11 protein-coding genes are annotated in these 13,616 nt (G+C 39.2%); 4 read left to right on the forward strand and 7 right to left on the reverse strand.

Annotation, left to right across the window (positions count from 1 at the left end; translation table 11 throughout):
- Nucleotides 1-1,327: 1,327 nt before the first annotated feature.
- From RBU60_RS11755 to RBU60_RS11765, 3 genes are all read right to left on the reverse strand, one after another.
- Complete coding sequence (locus RBU60_RS11755) at nucleotides 1,328-1,588, reverse strand: Txe/YoeB family addiction module toxin (RefSeq protein WP_308865246.1); 261 nt, start codon at nucleotides 1,586-1,588, stop codon at nucleotides 1,328-1,330.
- Entirely contained in the window at nucleotides 1,589-1,837 is a 249-nt protein-coding gene (locus tag RBU60_RS11760; RefSeq protein WP_308865247.1) for a type II toxin-antitoxin system Phd/YefM family antitoxin, read from the reverse strand.
- Nucleotides 1,838-2,337: 500 nt separating this feature from the next.
- On the reverse strand, nucleotides 2,338-2,727 hold the full coding sequence (locus tag RBU60_RS11765) for a helix-turn-helix domain-containing protein (protein WP_308865248.1): 390 nt from the start codon (nucleotides 2,725-2,727) through the stop codon (nucleotides 2,338-2,340).
- Between the two features lie 213 nt (nucleotides 2,728-2,940).
- Here RBU60_RS11765 and RBU60_RS11770 point away from each other — a divergent pair, with 213 nt between their 5' ends.
- The 4 genes from RBU60_RS11770 (at nucleotide 2,941) to RBU60_RS11785 (ending at nucleotide 10,646) form a co-directional block, all read left to right on the forward strand.
- The gene (locus RBU60_RS11770; protein ID WP_308865249.1) at nucleotides 2,941-3,072 is read left to right on the forward strand and encodes a hypothetical protein; all 132 of its coding nucleotides are present in this window, start codon (nucleotides 2,941-2,943) and stop codon (nucleotides 3,070-3,072) included.
- A 356-nt stretch (nucleotides 3,073-3,428) separates the two neighbouring features.
- Nucleotides 3,429-6,398 (forward strand): SusC/RagA family TonB-linked outer membrane protein, encoded by a 2,970-nt coding sequence (locus tag RBU60_RS11775; protein WP_308865250.1) that lies wholly within the window; start codon nucleotides 3,429-3,431, stop codon nucleotides 6,396-6,398.
- Between the two features lie 10 nt (nucleotides 6,399-6,408).
- A complete protein-coding gene (locus RBU60_RS11780) occupies nucleotides 6,409-7,791 on the forward strand; it encodes a RagB/SusD family nutrient uptake outer membrane protein (RefSeq protein ID WP_308865251.1) in 1,383 nt (460 codons plus the stop codon).
- Nucleotides 7,791-10,646 carry a M16 family metallopeptidase gene (locus RBU60_RS11785; RefSeq protein WP_308865252.1) on the forward strand — a complete coding sequence of 952 codons (2,856 nt, stop codon included), beginning with the start codon at nucleotides 7,791-7,793 and terminating at the stop codon, nucleotides 10,644-10,646. The genes RBU60_RS11780 and RBU60_RS11785 overlap by 1 nt, the downstream gene beginning before the upstream one ends.
- A gap of 68 nt (nucleotides 10,647-10,714) precedes the next feature.
- On the opposite strand, the gene RBU60_RS11790 is transcribed toward RBU60_RS11785, so the two are convergent.
- From RBU60_RS11790 to RBU60_RS11805, 4 genes are all read right to left on the reverse strand, one after another.
- Nucleotides 10,715-10,990, reverse strand: coding sequence for a DUF6520 family protein (locus RBU60_RS11790; protein WP_308865253.1), 276 nt, complete (start codon nucleotides 10,988-10,990; stop codon nucleotides 10,715-10,717).
- Nucleotides 10,991-11,076: 86 nt separating this feature from the next.
- Nucleotides 11,077-11,499 (reverse strand): MauE/DoxX family redox-associated membrane protein, encoded by a 423-nt coding sequence (locus RBU60_RS11795; RefSeq protein ID WP_308865254.1) that lies wholly within the window; start codon nucleotides 11,497-11,499, stop codon nucleotides 11,077-11,079.
- Nucleotides 11,500-11,628: 129 nt separating this feature from the next.
- A complete protein-coding gene (locus RBU60_RS11800; protein ID WP_308865255.1) occupies nucleotides 11,629-12,306 on the reverse strand; it encodes a response regulator in 678 nt (225 codons plus the stop codon).
- 627 nt (nucleotides 12,307-12,933) lie between these two features.
- Nucleotides 12,934-13,611: a response regulator gene (locus RBU60_RS11805; RefSeq protein WP_308865256.1), complete on the reverse strand. Its 678-nt coding sequence runs from the start codon at nucleotides 13,609-13,611 to the stop codon at nucleotides 12,934-12,936.
- Nucleotides 13,612-13,616: the final 5 nt, after the last annotated feature.

A 13,616-nucleotide genomic window follows, 5' to 3' on the forward strand; every position in this document is an offset into this window, starting at 1 on the left:
ATTACAAACCACTATTGGCGAGTTTCTGAAATTTAGGTGCTGAACAAAAAATTTAGATAAAGTCTCGTAAGCCTAGACTTTTGCTTCTTTTCGGTAATGGAAAAGAAGAAAAACTTACATCTAAAATGCTTATGATTGTCGACTAACAATTCATATACATTAAAAGTTAGAAGTGAGGCTTCGATACAATTTTCTTTCGAAAATCACTCAGCCACCGTTTTAGTATGGAGTAGTTAGAGGTGAGAGGTGAGACGGGAGAAAATAGAACCAAGACTTTTAGACCCACGACGCTTAGACTAAAAAAAGTGAAAAGAGAAAGTCGGAAATTGGAAGTTAGAGATTACAAAACGAGAAAAATTTTAAAAGTAAAAACGAAAACATGAAAAGAAAGTATCCGGCCTATCGAAAGTTGCGCGTAAAATTGGCAGTGTAGTAAGCGTAAAAATTTTAGGCTGTTTGAGACCGATGATAATCGGGTGAGTTCCTAAAATTTAGCTTACAAACCTACAATTTAGCGCTGGTTTCGTAAGCCTAGATCTTTTTGTTACTTTTTCCAGCGATGGGAAAAAGTAAAGAATATATATAGCACCTTAATGATTGTCGATTAGCAATTCATATACATTAAAAGTGAGGCTTCGATACAATTTTCTTTCGAAAATCACTCAGCCACCGTTTTAGTATGGAGTAGTTAGAGGTGAGACGGGAGAAAATAGAACCAAGACGTTTAGAAACAAGACTGTTGGAATCAAGACGTTTAGACCCACGACGCTTAGACTAAAAAAAGTGAAAAGAGAAAGTCGGAAATTGGAAGTTAGAGATTACAAAACAAGAAAAATTTTAAAAGTAAAAACGAAAACATGAAAAGAAAGTATCTGGCCTACTTTTCATGTGCGTAGTAAAACCAAGAAGAAATTTAGCGTTGGCTGAAGCAGTATGGCCTAGCGCAGCGATCGCCATACGGAGGATATAATTTTTTCTTTGGTTTTCAAGAGCAGGAAAATCAGCCTAGATTTCCCGCCCGAACGTACCTTTTTGGTACGGGCGAGGTTTTGTTTAGCTCACGCGCTATTATTTTTATTGAGTTCGTGAATCTCTCTAGAGATTTCTTTTTTGGGCAATGCAAATCGCAGATTCACGAACACCGAAGGTAAAATAGGAAAGAATGGTGAGTAAAAAAGTAAAAGAGCTAAATATAATCTCTTATAACTCTCGATTAGCAATAAGCAATTAACTCCTCCTCGCATACTGTCATTGGCTAGGCCGAATCACTGCGTTAGGTTTCAGAGTGAAGTGGTTCGGTGATGTAAAGAAAACCTCTCTCTAAATTTTATTTTCCATAATGATAACGGCAAGCTGCAATCCATATCTCATTATATTGGTATTTGTAAACTAATCGATGTTCTGAGGTTATACGTCTAGACCAGTAGCCTTGCAAGTCACCTTTTAAAGATTCTGGTTTTCCTATACCTTCAAATGGAGTTCGCATACAACTTTTAAGCAAAGTATTAATACGCTTTACTATTTTCTTATCCACTTTCTGCCAATATAGATAATCTTCCCACGATGCTGTAGACCAAATTAATTTCATCTACTCGATTAATTTTTTTTGCTCTCCCTTGCCGGCTTCAAGTTCATTAATAGCTTTTAATAAAACATCTCTGTTTTTACCCGTTAATAAATAAGTGGTTTCCTTCAAGGAGTTATATTCATCTAATGATATCAAAACGAGATCTTTCCCACTTTTACGTTTAATAATGATATCACTCACATCATTAATCACTTTATCGAACCAATGCTTTAAATTGGAACGAAAGTCTGTATAATTTACTGTTTCCATAGTGCAAAAATAAACAAAAGTACCTTATCAAGTACTTTTTTTGACGTTTAATTCGTAGTAAAATAAAAATATCAATGACAACAATCTATACTTGTTTCATTTTGTTTGTTACAAATACGAAGTTAATTCCTAAATATCATTTATCAATTTAGTAAAATTATTAGGATAACTGTTCCATTTCTATTTTTTACTAAAAAAAAGACAAATGCACTACAATAATGCATTTTTTAGACAAAATCGCACTTTGATAGTGCAATTAAAAGAATGGAAATAAATGACACTCGATTACTGTCATGCAGAGCCTTTCGACTGGGCTCAAGACAGGCTTCGTAGCGGAGTGAAGCCCGCCTCTGGACGGGCAGGCATCTTTACGTTTTGGAAGTAATACCAATTTTACCTCAAAATGAGCTATTTAATTGAAGGTGCTGAGCTCTTAAGAAATGAAGCCCATAACGAAGTAATTTTTAAAACTCAAAAAGCTTAATGCTTATTCGTAGCATTTAGGATTTTTTAAGTAGTTTCTTTTTACTTTCTAGATCTTGCTCTATCTCTTGGATTACTTTGAGGAAAAAATCCTTAGATTTCTCGATGGCTTTGTATGTGCCCTGAAGATAGGCTAATTGTTTTTCTAGGGTGTTGATTTCTTTTTTAAGAAGATAGGGCATTCTTCCCTCACTTACTTCTTGAACTGCATGCTGCCCTCCTATCATACTTCCTTCCTGACAGAGTAACCAGGCCGGATTTAGCTTCTTACACTTATTATAAACCAATTCGGCATCAAAAGTTTTTCTGCTTTTCCAATTGGAAAGTACTTGAGGTTTTACCCCTAAGTGTGCAGCAAATTCACTATCAGTTCGGAAACCATAATAGTCTTTTATTTGATCTAACATGTGAGCTTTATCAAGCATACTTAAAACAATTTGTGTATTTTAGTCGTAAACATTTTGTTTATATACAAAATGTTTATATATTTGGTACTTAGTGAATTGTTATTTGTTCCTATCAACGGAACAAATTTTAAAAGTGTTAAATGTACAAAAAAAATGGAACAATCTTGTCAATCAGCCATTATCAAGTCTCTAGCTGAAAAATATCAGATCAGCATGCGTTACGTAAGGTACTGTTTAAACGATGAACGCAAGCCTTCTTTTGCCGATAATTTAAAAACGGATTATCAGCAAATTATCCAACGTGTGATGTTTGTCATTCATGAGGAGACGGATAGTAGAAAGTAGGAATAGATAAAGCTTTTTTGACTGTACATACATTTCACTATGTGTATTGTTTGTTATAAATCCTAAAGTGACATCCACTTTAGCTTTGGAGCAAGCGAATTCGAATTGAATGTGAGCTTATGAATTGATGACCACTTGAAAATTGATTAACTAAAAAAAAGCCGACATTAAAAAGGCACAAAAAGAAACGTTTAACCTTATAAAATTTAATTTCAATGAGATAAAAAAATAATGAGATTCTGGTCGAGCCCAGAATGACATTATTTGTTAATGAAACAAAAAAGCCCCCTCTATATTTTGACGAGACAGAGAAGGCTAAACATTAATTTACTCAACGTAAATAACAGCACAAATTTATGAAAAATAAATACACTCCCGCTTATGGGATGGGACTATTATTGCTCTTACTTCTCTTCTTTACGGGGAAGGCATGGTCTCAACATGAATATACGATTAAAGGAAGCGTTACTGATACTACAGGCTTAAGTATCCCTGGAGTCTATGTACAGCGCTTAGGAACCTCAACGGGAACGACCACTAATTTTGAAGGAACATACCGTTTACAGGTCTCCCCTACCGATAGCCTTAGCTTTACCTATTTAGGTTTTAAACGGCAAGTGATCGCGGTAAATAACCAAACTCAACTTAATATACAACTCTCCCCTAGCGAAGAAGCCCTAGAAGAAGTGGTGATCAATGCGGGGTATTACACCACTACAGAGCGGGAACGTACGGGAAATATTGCTAAAATCACTGCCAAAGAGCTAGAACTACAACCTGTAGTGAGTCCGCTACAGGCACTACAAGGCCGTATGGCAGGAGTAGAAGTGAGTCTGGGAAGCGATTTACCTGGCTCCGCTCCCACAATTCGCATTCGGGGTCAAAATAGTTTGCGAGCAGAAGGTAATTATCCCCTCTATATTATTGATGGGATGCCTTTTAACTCTACGCCTCTAGAAACTAATAGTACGCTGGGTTTTACGGGGATCGATCCTTTAAGTACACTCAACCTAGCTAATATTGAAAGTATTGAGGTGTTAAAAGATGCTGATGCGACGGCCATCTATGGTTCTCGAGGAGCCAATGGGGTCATCTTAATTACCACTAAAAAGGGAACCCCAGGAGAAACGACGGTACAGGCGCGTATGAGCACTGGCTTTTCTGAAGTTCCTAACCGCATCGAACTGCTTCATACCGACGAATATCTAAAAGTACGCCGGAGGGCATTTGAAAATGATGGGATAGTTCCTAATGAAAATAATGCCTATGATTTGTTGGTTTGGGATCAAAACCGCGAGACCGACTGGCAAGAAGAGTTTTTTGGAGGGCAAGCTGAGTTTACCCAAGCCAATATCTCTATTGCCGGAGGAAGCCCAACCACCCGCTATCGTATGAATGGCTCTTACTTAAAACAAGGTAGCGTGTACCCTGGTGGGGCTAACTACCATAAAGCTACAGGAAGCGCTCAACTAAACCATAAAAGTAAAGATGACAAATTTTCTTTAGATATGGCGCTTACCTATGGGGTAGATCGCAATAATACCGTAGGTATAGGCTCCTTAATTCCGCAGATCTACAGTTTAGCACCCAATGCACCTAACATTTTTAATGAAGATGGCAGCCTGCACTGGGAAGAATGGAGTGAAGTAGGAAAAGAGAATCCTTTTCAGGGTTATCTTAATACTAGTGAAGTTAAAACCCAAAATATGGTTGCTAACCTTAAGCTATCCTATAGGTTATTTGAAGGATTAAAATTTTCTACCAATTTTGGATATACCAACCTTAATAGTAACGAATTGACCAAACGACCCAAGGAGTCTTTTAATCCTGAGTATGGAGAATTTATAGACCATGAATCTGCTCATTTACAAGGACAACGTTCCTCTTGGATTATCGAACCTCAATTGTCTTACCAAAAAAACATAGGAAAATTGGGAATTAAGGCTTTAGCAGGAACAACACTACAAGAGCAACTTAACCGCCAAACTGGAGTTACAGGAACGGGCTATGCCACCAGATCGATGATTGGCAACCTTGCGGCAGCCACTAGTCTATCTAGAGGTGTGAGCCAAGAAACCACCTATCGTTATATGGCCTTTTTTGGAAGGCTAGGTATGGACTGGGATAAAAAATACTACCTCAACCTTACGGGAAGAAGGGATGGCTCTTCTCGCTTTGGACCCCAACAGCGTTTTGCTAATTTTGGTGCCATTGGGGCGGCTTGGATATTTACCAAGGAAGCGTGGATGGATAATCAACTTTCATGGCTGTCTTTTGGGAAATTACGGGGCAGTTACGGAAGTACAGGCAACGACCAAATAGGCGATTATGGGTATTTAGATACCTATGAAGCCACGCAGGGGCCAGGTGGTCTTTCTCCCTCGCGTTTGGCCAACCCAGGGTATTCTTGGGAAGTCAATAAAAAATTAGAAGCAGCGATTCAATTGGGATTTTTAAAAGACCGTTTTCACCTTAATGTAAGTTATTACCAGAACCGTTCTTCTAACCAATTGGTAGGCTATAGCCTACCCAGTATTACAGGTTTTACTTCTGTACAAGCTAATTTACCCGCTATCGTAGAAAACAGGGGCTGGGAACTAGAGACCCATGCTAAAATTATAAATTCAGATCACTGGAACTGGCAAAGCTCGTTGAATTTTACACTCCCTAAAAATGAATTGGTGAGTTACGCCAATTTAGAACAGTCTTCTTATGTCAACACGTATCGGGTTGGAGAGCCATTGAATATAGTCCTGCTTTATCAATATGAAGGAATTAATCCAGAGACAGGCTATTACCAAATTGCCGATATCAATGATGATGGGAGACTAGATTATGAAGATAGAGTGGTCACTAAAGACCGAAACAACCAATACTATGGAGGCTGGCAAAACACCCTGCAATATAAAAACTTCAATCTTCAGTTTTTATTTCAGTTTGCCAAAAAGGAAGGAGAATTTGCACTATTTGATGCAGGGAGAGTTGGCGCACAGCGACAAGAAGACTACTTAGGACTTGAAGGCAATGGATTTCAAGAAATTTCAACGCAGCTTGATGCGATAAGAGGTTATAGCAATGTTATACAAACCACGTTACCTTATACCGATGCTTCTTATATTCGACTAAAAACCTTGTCATTATCCTATACCCTACCCGCTAAACCGTTACGCAAAGTTGGTGTAAATAACTGTAAGGTATTTGTACACGGTCAAAACCTGTTTACCCTTAGCCAATACCGCGGTATGGATCCTGAGATGGCTCTTGGCCAAGGAACAGCATTTGGTGCTTTACGCACCTTTACCACCGGAATAGAAATCAACTTTTAAACTTATACTGATGAAATTATATAACAAAATTAATCTTTTGCTCTTCTTATGCATCTTAGGCACTTCTTGTGAAGAATTTGTCGAAGTAGAAGTCCCAGCGCACCAATTACCCGTTTCTGTGGTATTTGAAAATGAAGCAACCGCACGCAGTGCCATGTTAGGCATCTATTACCAGCTTTTTAGAAGTTCGGCTTTTAGCAATGGACATACCAGCAGTGTTACTGCACTAGCGGGATTAAGCGCAGGAACCTTAACCCCTGTAGATGCTACCAACACGGTTTTTACAGAATTTCTCCAACACGAGGTGCTACCTCAAAATCCTAACAATTTAAATTTATGGTCTAGCGCTTATCATACCGTATATATGGTCAATTCATTTTTGGAAGGGCTCGAGGCGTCAGACAGTCTCCCCGAAGAATTAGCTAGCCACTTGCGGGGAGAAGCTTTGTTTATTAGAGGCTTCACTTATTTTTACTTAAGGCAACTTTATGGAAAAGTGCCCTTAATTTTGACGAGTGATTATCGACTGAATGCTTCGGCCGCTTCTAATACCTTAGAAGAAATACACACCCAAATCCTCGCAGATTTACAAACGGCAGAAAATCTTCTACCAGAAGCGTATACTCAACAAGAACGTACCTATGTGAACCGTTACGGGGCAAAAGCCTTATTGGCGCGTATTGCCCTTTATGACGAAAATTGGCAGTTAGCATTGCAATATAGTAACGAAGTTATTACACAAAGTGCCCTTTATGGTTTAGAAGAAAATTTAGATGAGGTGTTTTTGGCCAATAGCCAAGAGGCCATTTGGCAGATTTCACCATTAGGTGGAGGCAATACCACTACGAATACCCATGAGTGGACTATTTTCTCTTCTGCCTTTCCTCAATTGCGGCTTACAGACGGTTTTGAAACCAACTTTGAAACGGGTGATTTACGAAAGCATTTCTGGCTAGAGCAACATCCAGAGAACAATACCTACCGTCCCTCCAAATATAAAGCGGGCAACAATAGTAGTGCGATTACAGAATACTCTATGGTATTTCGTTTAGCAGAACAGTATTTTATTAGAGCCGAGGCGCAAGCACACCTATCCAGTATGCCTGCCGCCATAGCCGACCTAGATCATATTCGAGAAAGAGCGGGTATACCTTTAATAGCACAAACACAACCTAATATAACAACAGAAGCCTTTTTAACGCTGCTGTTAGAAGAGCGCCAAAGGGAACTTTTTGCCGAATGGGGCCAGCGTTGGTTGGATCTTTGGCGTACTCAACAAGCAGCGTCAGTTTTTAGTGATAGTACGTTATGGGAGCCTACCGATGAACTTTACCCCATTCCTGAAAAAGAACGTATCAAAAATCCTAATCTCACTCAAAATCCCGGTTACTAATGAAAATTTATAACAATTACCTCAAAAGCCTCTGCTTTGTACTTCTAGTAAGCTTACAGCTTGCCTGTTATGGTCAAGAACAAACCCCTGAAAGAGCTTTACCTGTAGACCCAAGCATTCTCTATGGGCAACTCCCTAATGGATTAACGTATTACATTAAGCCTTTAAAAGAGCAGTCCTCTGATCTTAAGATGAGTTTTTGGGTAAAAGCCGGGGCGGTGCAAGAAGGGAAACAACAACCTAACCTCGCTCATTTTTTAGAACATATGGCCTTTAAATCAACTACCCATTTTCCTGAAGGCCTAAAAGTAGATAGTTTACGGTTGGCCAAAGCAGGTGTTGCTAATTTAAGAGATATTAACGCAGCCAGTGGGTATTACACGACTAACTACCAATTCCCTGCCTCAGCTGTAAATCCGGAAGCGATCCACACCGGGTTGCTATGGTTTAAAGATATTGCCCATGCTTTGAATCTTACCGATGAAGATATTGACAATGAACGGGGCGTTTTGTTACAAGAATTTAATTCAAGGGTGCAAAATTTGACTGAACATCGTGCAAAATCAAAGATGCTGCAACACATTAATCCTTGCTTTCCGTCTTGGGATAATTTCCTTGATTACAATGCTCATTTTCCTGCAGCAGAATTACGGGAGTTTTATACCACTTGGTACCGTCCCGATTTGATGGCGATAGCTGTAGCAGGTAATATAGAACATCCCGAACAGCTAAAAGCTAAAATCGAACACATGTTTGGAAGCATTCCTATACCTAAAAACCCTAAGCCTCTTCCTAATTGTGATTTGAAAACGCAGCCCCCAGGTTGGATTAATATTACCCAAGAGGAAAAAGAATTTACACAAGTTAAAAATAACCGTAACCGTTTTTATTTAGGCTTTAGAGATCCATCTACCCAAGAAAAAATATATGATATTGAAGGGATAAAGCAATTATTTCTTTGGAGAACCATGGCACAAGTATTACAAAGTCGTTTCCGTGAGTTACAAAAGAGTTATGACACAAAATTTGAGCTCTTAAACAAACATACCTACGGCTCTGCTCCTTACATTAGCTATAATGCCTATAATGCCTTGCTTGATTTTGAATCAGGACAAGGAGAAAAAGCTTTGGTAACTTTTATCAATCATTTGCAGCAATTAAAAACGCATGGGGTGCACCCAGAGGAATGGAAAGAGATACTTAAAAACCAACAGCTCATTTTCGAACATCAAAATACCAAGAGTACGAATTATTGGTCCCAAGAAATATATCGACATTTTGTAGCAGGGGAAGCCTTACCAGCCCAGAAAAAGACCTTATTAAAACAATGGTGGGATGAGGTAAGTCTACCCCAATACAATGAAGAACTTAAAAAATTGATTAAATTGGTACCTGAAGATATTGCGGTAATTTCCGCCAAAGGAAATGCAGCAGGCGGCTATACCGAAGAGCAGGTAAGAAGCCTCATCGAGAAAACCCTTCAACAACCCGTAAAGCCGTACCTTCCTAAAATATGGGATCAACCTCTGATGAGTAAAGAAACCATGGCTTCTTTACCCCCACAAAAAATAAAAACTAAGGGAAGGTCCAAGAGCGACGGGAAACGATTTGTTTTTGACAACGGCGCACAATTGATCTTCCACAAAGACACCACCTCTGGTTTTAAAGAAGGAAAAGTTGAAATCACTGGGTTTAGTCCGATGGGAAGTCATTGTTTTCCCGAATTCTCCACCTATGCCGCACGAAATGCGGCGAACATAGTACTTCAATCAGGCATGGGCCCATGGAATAAATTTGATCTCGAACAATTTATTGCACAACAGCCACTCCCCTTTGCCATTACACCCTATATCGAAGCGAATGAATCGGGGATTCAAGGAAAAGCCACGGCAGAAAGTTTAGAGGAGTGGTTTCAAATGATGTACCTCTATATGACTCAACCCCGTTATGACGCTAAGGCATTTGATTATTGGAAGCGAAAGAAAAAGTTAGAATATTTTCAAGTACCTTATGACGTCTCTTTTTTTAACTTTAAAAATCGGGTAAATCAGCGTATGGGTCGCACCACCTATGCAAATGTAGGAGAGCAATTATGGACAGGAGTTAAACAGACAGATTTAGACACAGCCTACCAAAGCTATCAACAACTTTTTGGGCAAACCCATCGTTTTATTTTTGTGGTCAGAGGGAATTTGGAAGAGCCTGCCTTACTTTCCTTAGCCCAAAAATACCTAGGCAACCTCCCTCAAAGCACCGCTGCATTTATATGTAAACCCCTACTAAAACGAAAAAACAAGGCTCAAAAGTATCCTGTGCTCAATAATATAGGGGATACGATGGAGAGTTCAGAGAAGACCCAATATTTGATGCGCTATGTGTTGCCCAATATTCAACCCAATAGTCAAAAGTATTTAGGCTTACAGATGCTTAGCCGAATGTTAGGAGAACGCCTAATGGATTTGCGCTACGAGAAGAATTTTTCTATCTATGGGTTAAACCCTACTTTGAATGCCCAACCTCAATCCCAGTCGTATGACTTTTCATTTAAGATTAGCTGTACACAAAAGGAACTGCCGCTTATACGGCAAGAAGCAAAGAAAATAATAGAGGCTATAAAACTTGGAAAAATGAATAAAGAAGAGTTTAAAGCCGCGCAATCTTATGTTATAAATATGGCTTCAAGATCTACAGCATATCAGGATCGACTTCAAACTTATTACAAGGGGAAGAGTCCTTGGGTAAGTTTTGAAAAGATAGAAACAACGGTAAACACCCTTACCCCAAAATTGCTTACAAAGCTAGCAAAGCGGTATGTAACGGAAGAGCACTTGTATGAATTTGCTACTTATGAGTAGCGCTAAGCATTCACGACTAGATTTTAAAAAGAAGAAACCGGACTTGCATCCGGTTTCTATTTTAAGGATTAATCTATAGTAACTTCTCCTACCACTTTCCCGCTGCCAATTTTGGGTTCGGAGAAACTTTGTGAATCATAAATTGGGTAGTTGGTGTTATCGGGCAGTACACGTACCAAGCAACTTTGGTTCTGATCAATACAGCTCATCTCTGGGATGGCATGCCAGCTCCCACTTTTAAAGACAAAGTCTTCTGTAGGATTGGCTGAGGTTCTCGCCGTAGTGAACGACATGGCGGTGCAAAAAATTACCGCTAATACGGGAATAAAAAATTTAGTTTTCATGGTATATAAATTTAAATGAATAAATAGGCCTACTCGTTTATACAGGTTTTCGGCTTCGTCCTGTTTTGCTGCGCAGCAAAATAATTTTATTCTATATTTCTTTTCAAATAGATAGCAGATAGCGTCAATACAAAACAACCACCCGTAAAATAAAGGTGGCCATACCATCCTAGCACAGGTAGAACGGTTCTACACGTACATGGAATCGTATCGTTATAAAATAGCAGTAGAATTATAAAAATTAGATAAGTTCCAAAAAGACCTAGAGCTAGATACAAGCCCAGCATTCTTTTGGAGATTATTAATAACATACCCACTATAATTTCTACAAAGGGAATGATTATAGCTCCTATTTTTGCCGTCTTTTCATTTGGAAATAATGGGGTATTGACTAGGGTATGATAAAACAAATCCCCTTCTAAGAGTTTGGTGAGCCCTGCATATAGAAATAAGCCTCCTAGTAGGTAACGGAGTGCAGTTACAAACCCACGATGTAAAGAACTAACCATGATTTCTAAAGTATTAATAACGAGTAGACTAAATTATCATTCTTTATAAGAAAGAGATGGAGGTCTTCCCCTCGAATAATGAGGTCGTTTTGCCAAAGAGCAGAAAATAGCTGAGTATGCTACTTAATTTTATACAAAGCCCTTTTCTCGTGCTGCAATAATTAGGGCATTGTCATTTTTATCGTCGTCTATTCCAAAGAGATCACGAAGTCTTTTTTTTCGCCGTTCTATTGAAGCTATTGATAAATGGAGTAATGCAGGAAGATCCTTTGTTTTAACCCCAATAGAAATGTGGTAAAGGAGTTTCATATCAATTTTATCTAATAGCATATCATTAGATAAGTTTTTCCGTAAAGATTGGATCACTTTCTTAGTGTAAAAAGGAGGATTCTCCACCAGCTCTTTTATACAATTTTCCATAAGTTCATTAGTAAATTCACTTTTAACTAGAAAAGCATCGGGACTCAAGTGCTTAACTAAATTATATATTTTAAAATCACTGGTGAATCTAGTAATTATAGCAACTTTGGTAGCAGGGAAGTTTCTTTTTACATACAAAACAAAGTCTTGACCTGTATATATTTTCATGGCTTCGTAAGGAGGCAGTTCTAAATCTATAAACATTAGGTGTAGCGTATCCACACGATAGTAATCTAATTTTTTCAATGCTTCTTGATAACTAAGAGCTGTACGAATATTAAAACGATGAGGAGGCAGGCTAGCTACTTTTTGAAAAGTCTCTTGGTAGGCCGATGTAATTATAGGATGATCGGCAATAAGCAAGACGTTATGTGAATTTGTTTTCATAGTTCTTTTGCCTCCTAAAGATACTTGAGATAAAGTGATTGGTTTGATGGAAAGAACCTACATATTGTAGGTGTTTTCTATAACGAAGCATCTTTTCGTTATGGAAGTAAGAGATTTCCCGCCCGTACCGTTCGGGCAGGCCCGCCTGAATGCTAGTCGGGCAGGCCCGCCTGAATGCTAGTCGGGCAGGCCCGCCTTGATCGTTCGGGCAGGCCCGCCTGAATGCTAGTCGGGCAGGCCCGCCTTGATCGTTCGGGCAGGCCCGCCTGAATGTTAGTCGGGCAGGCCCGCCTTGATCGTTCGGGCAGGCCCGCCTGAATGTTAGTCGGGCAGGCCCGCCTTGATTGTTCTGATAGTCGGGCAGGCCCGCCTGAATGCTAGTCGGGCAGGCCCGCCCTTTTCGTTCGGGCAGGCCCGCCTTGATCGTTCTGATAGTCGGGCAGGCTCTTCTTTGAAATGACACTCGTTTGTTGTCATACAGAGCCTTTCGACTAAGCTCTAGACAGGCTCTAGAACGAAACGAAGTATTTTTTCGCTATGAAAGCTTGAGATTTCTCAGTCCTCCGTCCATCGAAATGACAGTTCTAATGTCATGCAGAGTGAAGCGCAGCGGAATGAACAGTTTTTCTAAATAAAGCCTAGCTCTCTAGCAGCTTCGAGAAGCACCTTATCATCTTGATATTCAGTCTCAAAAACTTCTTTGAGGTGTTTCTTTCTACGGTCTATCCCTGCACTAGAAAGTGGAATTAAGGAGGATAGATCTTTTGTTTTTATCCCTAGGGAGAGTTGATATAGGATTTGTCGGTCCACTTGATCTAGCAATAAATCATTCGCTACATATTGACGTAATGAGCTGCGTACCGTTTTACTGTAATAAGGCACCTCTTCCAACACATCCTCTATACATTGAATAAGTTCCTTTTCGGTGAGGTCATTTTTTACTAAGAACCCATCGGGGTTAATGCTCTTAAAAATACTATGAATGCGAAAGTTATGGTTAAAGGTGGTTGCGATGATGATTTTTGTTGTAGGAAATCTATCTTTTACCCTAAGCGCAAAATCCTCTCCAGATAGTAAATCTAATCGAGGGCATGGCGGTAGTTTTAAGTCTATAAATGCGATATCAAGTAAACGTTTAGAATTAAATTTTTGCAATTCGTAATCGGCCTGTTCTAAGTTGTGCGCTTCAACGATGTTTATCTTTATGTGATTATGTTGTTTTTCTACTGCTTGAAGGGCTTTCTTATAAGCTGCCGTGATGATGGGGTGATCATCTACTAAGAGGAGGTGATAGTTTCTTTTCATGAGTT

The sequence above is a fragment of the Mesonia profundi genome (assembly GCF_031085155.1).
GTDB lineage: Bacteria > Bacteroidota > Bacteroidia > Flavobacteriales > Flavobacteriaceae > Mesonia > Mesonia profundi.

Coding starts and splice junctions, on each gene's coding strand:
- RBU60_RS11780 (WP_308865251.1), top strand. CDS start 6,409: ATGAAATTATATAACAAAATTAATCTTTTGCTCTTCTTATGCATCTTA.
- RBU60_RS11800 (WP_308865255.1), bottom strand. CDS start 12,306: ATGAAAACAAATTCACATAACGTCTTGCTTATTGCCGATCATCCTATA.
- RBU60_RS11755 (WP_308865246.1), bottom strand. CDS start 1,588: ATGAAATTAATTTGGTCTACAGCATCGTGGGAAGATTATCTATATTGG.
- RBU60_RS11775 (WP_308865250.1), top strand. CDS start 3,429: ATGAAAAATAAATACACTCCCGCTTATGGGATGGGACTATTATTGCTC.
- RBU60_RS11770 (WP_308865249.1), top strand. CDS start 2,941: ATGCGTTACGTAAGGTACTGTTTAAACGATGAACGCAAGCCTTCTTTT.
- RBU60_RS11760 (WP_308865247.1), bottom strand. CDS start 1,837: ATGGAAACAGTAAATTATACAGACTTTCGTTCCAATTTAAAGCATTGG.
- RBU60_RS11805 (WP_308865256.1), bottom strand. CDS start 13,611: ATGAAAAGAAACTATCACCTCCTCTTAGTAGATGATCACCCCATCATC.
- RBU60_RS11785 (WP_308865252.1), top strand. CDS start 7,791: ATGAAAATTTATAACAATTACCTCAAAAGCCTCTGCTTTGTACTTCTA.
- RBU60_RS11765 (WP_308865248.1), bottom strand. CDS start 2,727: ATGTTAGATCAAATAAAAGACTATTATGGTTTCCGAACTGATAGTGAA.
- RBU60_RS11790 (WP_308865253.1), bottom strand. CDS start 10,990: ATGAAAACTAAATTTTTTATTCCCGTATTAGCGGTAATTTTTTGCACC.
- RBU60_RS11795 (WP_308865254.1), bottom strand. CDS start 11,499: ATGGTTAGTTCTTTACATCGTGGGTTTGTAACTGCACTCCGTTACCTA.